This window comes from Anaerolineales bacterium, assembly GCA_022866145.1.
Classification (GTDB): Bacteria; Chloroflexota; Anaerolineae; order Anaerolineales; family E44-bin32; genus PFL42.
Genome location: JALHUE010000070.1, coordinates 1 through 5,856, shown reverse-complemented (window position 1 = coordinate 5,856; position 5,856 = coordinate 1). Strand labels below are relative to the sequence as shown.

The window sequence follows — 5,856 nt, the reverse complement described above, 5'->3', positions numbered from 1 at the left end:
GGGAGCCCAGAGATCGTCAACACCGACCAAGGTGCGCAGTTTACCGCTACCGCGTTCAGCGCAGGGCTTCAGGCCCAAGGCGTTCGCATCAGCATGGACGGCAAGGGCCGATGGATCGACAGTGTGTTCGTCGAGCGGCTGCCTGCCCTGGCGGCCAGTCCAGGGTGGCGAAGCGTGAAGTACGAGGAGGTCTACCTGCACGGCTATTAGAGTCCGCGACAAGCGAACGCGGCGCTGGAGCGATACTTCCGATTCTACAACGGGCGCCGGCCGCACCAGGCGCTTGACGATCGGACGCCGGATGAGGCGTACTTCGCCATGAAGGCAATGAGGCAAGCGGCGTGAATGTGACCCAGGTTGCCCACCGTGCCACGCGCTGCGCCTGAGCGGGACCGCACGCACCCCTATGGAGAACCCATCAACCCGCGGTTCATCACTTATCGCCTACGAACTTCTGTCCAAACAACCGGAGCCACCGCTGATACTGCCCGAGGACCGGCGGTCGATGGCCAGCTACACCGCCTAGCAAATCGCTCCTGATGTCCCATTTGGTATGACAACATACAGGCCTTGATCACAGCGAAGTCCTCCTTCCTCAGCATGCCTACCTGCCCGTGGTAGCTGCCCAGGAAGGTACATCGATACCGATGTTCAGGGGACTTTCTAAACCGATGACTTAGGGACTTCTACCACCGATGATGACAGCATTGCCAAACCTTGCCCACACCCCTCAGCTTGCCGATGTACAACGTGTCTACGCACACCAGCTCCCCGGGCTCGGTCGCCTGGATGTGCGGGGCCTGGCGTCGCTGAGCGGCGACCAGCTGCCGGCGGGTGCGCTCGGTCAAGAGTCCCGCCGTCTGGGCACTGTGCACTTCGAGCACAGCCAGGCGCTCCCGGCGGGTCTGCCGCCCCATCCGCCGCAGCAGCCGGTAGATCGTGCTGGGGGCAGCGCGCAGGCCGCCGTGCTCGGGACGGTCCAACTGGTTGACGAGTTGGGCCGGACCCCAAGTCGGCCACGTCAGAGCCAGGATGGCCCGTTCGGCCTGGACACTGAGCCTCGGTGGCCGCCCTCGGCGCGGGCCTTGCCGACGAGGGTGCAACCCGTCCCGGCCGTACGCCAAGCACCGCATCCGCCAACGGTAGAACAAGGTGCGCGAGATCCCGAATTCCCGTCACGCCCGCGTCACGTCGTGCTGCTCTTGCGCCCGCGCCATGACGCGCAGACGAAACGCGTGTAGCTGTCTTTGAGGGTCATTGGCGCTCCTCCACGTCTCCCCACAAGGCGACATTGTCCAACGGGAAGGATACGTCATGTGACCCTCGATCACTGTGTACACCTTTGCGAAACAGTACACGCTGGGGAGAGCCGTGGATCGACTTCGGCGAAGGCGCGCGCTCGGATATGCGCGATTTGAATCCCACCTGGGTCGGACAGGTGCTCTCGTGGGATGAGAACCGTACCGGCACGTCTGAGATCATCCTTGGAGCATCCGAAATGCTCTGACAGGCTTGGGCGACTAGCTCGTCAAACGCTTGACCGCTCACAGTACCTCGAAAGCCCTCTCGCTGAGCGGGCTGCAGCCGCCGAGCGGCCTCGAGTTGAGTCGTTCGGCCTGCCAAGCCCATGATCGCCCGGAAGCCAAGAGGCGGCTCGCCTGGTCGGCTCTAGCGAGTCCTTCGACGACGCTCCGGGCCACGACCAAGCGTTCATGGTATACTGATGTTAACCGTATGGCCGGTCTAGCATGTAGCTCGTGCCGTCAGACCCTTCTGTGGGGACCGACGGCCTTCAGTCTCCGGAGCGAATGTGCCGATGGAGCAATAGGTCCCACCTCGTGGAGGCGGTGTGAGGCCTCGCGGACGACTGGATGCCCGGTCGGGTAGGCCGCGATCGGACGTCGGCCAATCACGCGCCTCACGCCGGGCGATCAATGGGGTAGATTGGGCAGTCCACGGTGCCGGAAGTCCCGCTAGGGAGGGTGTCACATGCCAATCGAAGTCAATGACTGGGTTGTTCATCCGCAGAGTGGGATAGGGCGTGTCGTCAACCAGGAACTCCGGCAATTCGCCCCGGGGACAGCACGACAGTACTTTGTGGTCGCCATCGCCAAAGGCACCATGTGGGTGCCGGTGGAGGGTGCGCCGAGCGGATTCCGGAAGCTGACGGCGAAGGTCGAACTCGAAAGGTATCGCGGGGTATTGCGAGGACGCCCGAAACCCCTAGCCACGGACTCTCGCCAGCGCCAGATCGCGCTGGTGGACAAGCTGAAGGATGGCTTGTTCCAGACCAGGTGCGAAGTTGTCCGAGATCTAACCGCCCACTGCTGGCACAAATCCCTGAACGAAAGCAGCAGCGTTCTTCTACGGAGTGCGCAGGGGGTGCTGTGCGCGGAATGGGCTGCATCCGAGGGCTTGTCCGTCATTGAGGCTTCCCAGGAAGTTGAGGCCCTGCTGCTCGAGGGGAGAAAGACGTACGAGAAGTAGGGCATGGTGCGCGTCCACATGCCATACCGATTCCGACAACTTTGCGCTCAACAAACACTGCCATGCGACCGGAGCGACTCCCCTTAGCGGATGCGAGCCGAGCTTCTCGGCGGCTCGGGCAACCAACAATTCGATCTCGCCCGAATCCCTAGGCGAGGCACGGCAGCGCTCCCGACCGGGAGCCGAGTCGACCTCTGCAATCTGCGATACCCGCAGCCCGACCGAACCGAAGGCAGTCTCGCCCTCAGTCCTGTTGGCTGTTGTCTGTCCCCCACCCCCTGGATCGCTTGCGGTTCTTCGTTCGCCTTGCCTCTGAACCCCGCCCCGGACAGGGGGGCTGGCCGAGCCGTAGTTCAAGAGCGAAGTCGTCGGCTGCGAATCACTGGAACTGCGGAAATGCCCATCGCCGGTCCTGCATAGCGCTCATCCCCTCAGCGCGCAACCTGGACGACACTGGTTTCTCGCCCTCCGTGGACCATCATCGATCTCCCTCTTGACTGACTGGGCTTGGATCCATGCAGATCACTTCCCAGAGGTGACCGTCCAGATCCTGAAACCTCCATCCCTAGGTCGAACCCTTGTCCAAGGGTTCATTCCAGGGCTTTCCGCCGGATGCGAGGGCCCGGTTCAAGATGTCATCGACGATTGCCAGGGGAGCTCATAGCCTGCCGCCCAACGGTCTCGAGTGGCCCCACAGGTGCGGGCCTGGCAAGGATGCCTCTCGGCGGATTGGGCTCACTGCAATTCTCTCGCCGAACGGACAGCTGGCAGGCCTCCCCGCCCTTTGCCCTTACCGGCCGGGCCGGCTTGAACGAGTTGTTGAGCCGGTGCCTCCAGCTCCCGATTGGGTGGCTACTGGACTGCTGGTGGCTCCGGCTGGCGCTTGGCCGACCGGAGATACGCCGCCAGTCCCACGATGAGCAATCCCAGGCAGAGATAGATGACCTCGATCGCGGTGGGACCAGGCGGCACCTGCCTGAGGATCAGGACTTCCACGAAGACATAGCCGGTCAGGATCACCCCCGCTGCCATTGACGCCAGCAAGCCGAGCCTCGGTGCGGTGAATAGCAGTACCGCGGATAGGAGCGAGCTTCCTCCTACGACAACGGCCAACAACAGAGCCGGGATGGTGTAATCCCTGAAGGGCGTGCCCCGAAGCCACTCGGCGGGAAACTGATCTGCACCCACAAGCATCGCGATTCCGCCTCCGATAGCCGTGAGGGCGACGAACCCTGCCAGGACTGCAATCACGAACCGCATTGCCCTGTGCTTCATGTTAGGACTCCATTGGCACACAACGAAAGCGGGCCGGACTTCAAGGCCGCGCCTCGCTCACCCGCCGGGGAGGGGAGACCGTGCTGCACCCCAAATAGCCTCTCGCGGCCCAGCCCTCGCGGTCGGGGCAAGGAAGCCGCCAGCTCAGATCAGGCCTGGCCTCACTCGGGCGCAGGACAGACAGTTGGCAAACCAGCCCCCCCCTTGTGCCCGCCAGTCATGCCAGGCTTCTCGCCCTCCCGACACCTGCTCCGCACCGCAGGCCGTCTCGCCCCGGCGGGCCACCGGGGCAGGCGGCCCGGACGGGGTGCGGTGAGGACATCGGGACGATGGGCGGCCTTGGCAGGCAGCAAGTTGACAGGCTGCCTTGTCCCTATCCTCCCATCGAGAAGAACAGTGGGCTGAGATACGGAATCAGCCAGATCGCCCACACAGCCACGCTGAACCTGTGGAAGCTGGTGATCAACCGCTCGTCTCGTCTTGCCAAGACTACCGTTGCCCAAATCGCGTGTACGAACATCAGAACGATGGCGAGCAGACCGGTTAGCCCGTGAACATCAAACGTCATTCCACCAGCCATGTCGAACATCATTCCGGTCCCCCAGGTATCGCAAAGGAGCCCTAGCCAGAAGAAAACGAGATGCCATGCTTTCAGTCTTCCAGAGACCCGCTCGCTCCAAACGCCAATGGAGTAGAACACCAGCGCTAGCGTGATGACTATGCTTGAGGTGCTTGTCACTCCTGCGCTCCTGTATGCCGTCGTCAGGCGATGTCGATGTGTGGGCCTATGTGGCCGCTCGCTTCTGTCGGCCGCTGGCGAGAAGAAGCGGGCATTTCACGAACTGCCAAGGCGAACCCCACCCTGGAATCCGGGCGAGTGACCAAGCGGCTTGCTGACCTGGAGCGATTCCGCCCGTGCGGGGCTGGCAAGGGAGCCGCGCGACGGTTCGAGCAAGCAACGCCTGGTTCTCCCGCAACCGAGCAGGCCAGGCCTCTCCCCTTCTCGCCCGCATACCGAGCCGGCTCCTGAGAGTCGCTAGGCAGCCAATTCTGCCAAGTCCAACGAACGCTCGCCCATCGATGGCGACCATCTCTAGCCGAGCGTGTGTTGTGCAGGCCACCCCAGCCTTGGCAGAATCGTTAGAATCGCAGCATTCATCACAAGGGCGATGACGGTGTCCAAGGTCGATAGTTTCCGGTTCGGGGCGCCTGGCCAGGTTCCAGAGAAGAGGCCGATGCCGAGTGATGAGACAACGGAGGCAGCAACTGCGAGCTCTCTCCATGCCTCCTTTGGCACGGGGGTTCCCCACAACGACGCGGCAGCCGCGAGGAAGCCGATCGTGGAGAGGAACCAGAAGACACTCGCCACGATCGCGGAGGCTTTGGGCGCAAGCGAAGGAATCAGCCATGAGCGGACAGGTATGGAAGATGGACTTCCCGAACGAGTGGCATCAGCCACAAGGGCAAAGAATGCTCTTCCATGAGCGAGCCCATGAAGCAATAGAGCTACGGCTACGACAATTCTGATCGTCTGGGGAGACATGCTGTCTCCTCCCTCCTGGAGTTGGTCCGGCGGGACAGGAACATCGGCGCCTGAAGCTCCTAAGCTAGGGTGCTCGGGCTTGGCTCCTTCATTCTACAGGTGGACGGCAGGCGAGGCACCATCGCGCTTTCGCCTGCCAGCCGATTCGGCTCATGAGAGCTGCGCGCCGGGAAGTCTCGAGCGGCCACATCATTCGGCACGAAACGAAACGGATCGGCTTTGACATGAGCCCTTGGTGCGTTGGGGAATCGACAACTCCCACCCCATGCTCGGGGGGGGTCGTTCGGCGGCTCCGAGTCCAGCCATATGCCTCATGACCGGCGCGGCCAGTGCGGCGGCGAGGGTGCCGATCGGAATAGCCAGACCCAAGTCCGCAGTCTGTCCGCGCACGTCCTGGACAACAGGCGCTCGCAGGATGGGCACCCAAGTCAACCGCAAGAAGACGCTGAACGATGGCGCGAGCGTGGACGCCCGCGGCTCGCGCTTTTGGAGAAGCACACCACTGATGATAACCCCGGTACGAATAGCGCCAGGTCCAGGCTATCGACGCG

At 62.9% G+C, this 5,856-nt stretch carries 5 protein-coding genes and 1 pseudogene; 3 read left to right on the top strand and 3 right to left on the bottom strand.

All coding sequences use genetic code 11. The features are described 5' to 3' along the window. Positions 1-345: pseudogene (locus MUO23_02180) on the top strand (integrase core domain-containing protein). A gap of 341 nt (positions 346-686) precedes the next feature. Here MUO23_02180 and MUO23_02175 read toward each other — a convergent pair. Next, a complete protein-coding gene (locus MUO23_02175) occupies positions 687-1,124 on the bottom strand; it encodes a helix-turn-helix domain-containing protein (GenBank protein MCJ7511761.1) in 438 nt (145 codons plus the stop codon). Positions 1,125-1,342: 218 nt separating this feature from the next. Between MUO23_02175 and MUO23_02170 the strand changes: the two genes are divergently transcribed. Next, entirely contained in the window at positions 1,343-1,507 is a 165-nt protein-coding gene (locus MUO23_02170) for a hypothetical protein (protein MCJ7511760.1), read from the top strand. 482 nt (positions 1,508-1,989) lie between these two features. Beyond that, positions 1,990-2,487 (top strand): hypothetical protein, encoded by a 498-nt coding sequence (locus MUO23_02165; GenBank protein MCJ7511759.1) that lies wholly within the window; start codon positions 1,990-1,992, stop codon positions 2,485-2,487. Between the two features lie 852 nt (positions 2,488-3,339). On the opposite strand, the gene MUO23_02160 is transcribed toward MUO23_02165, so the two are convergent. Together MUO23_02160 and MUO23_02155 are read right to left on the bottom strand one after the other, a co-directional pair. After that, positions 3,340-3,762, bottom strand: coding sequence for a hypothetical protein (locus MUO23_02160; protein ID MCJ7511758.1), 423 nt, complete (start codon positions 3,760-3,762; stop codon positions 3,340-3,342). 373 nt (positions 3,763-4,135) lie between these two features. After that, entirely contained in the window at positions 4,136-4,462 is a 327-nt protein-coding gene (locus MUO23_02155; GenBank protein ID MCJ7511757.1) for a TIGR03987 family protein, read from the bottom strand. Between the last annotated feature and the right edge of the window lie 1,394 nt (positions 4,463-5,856).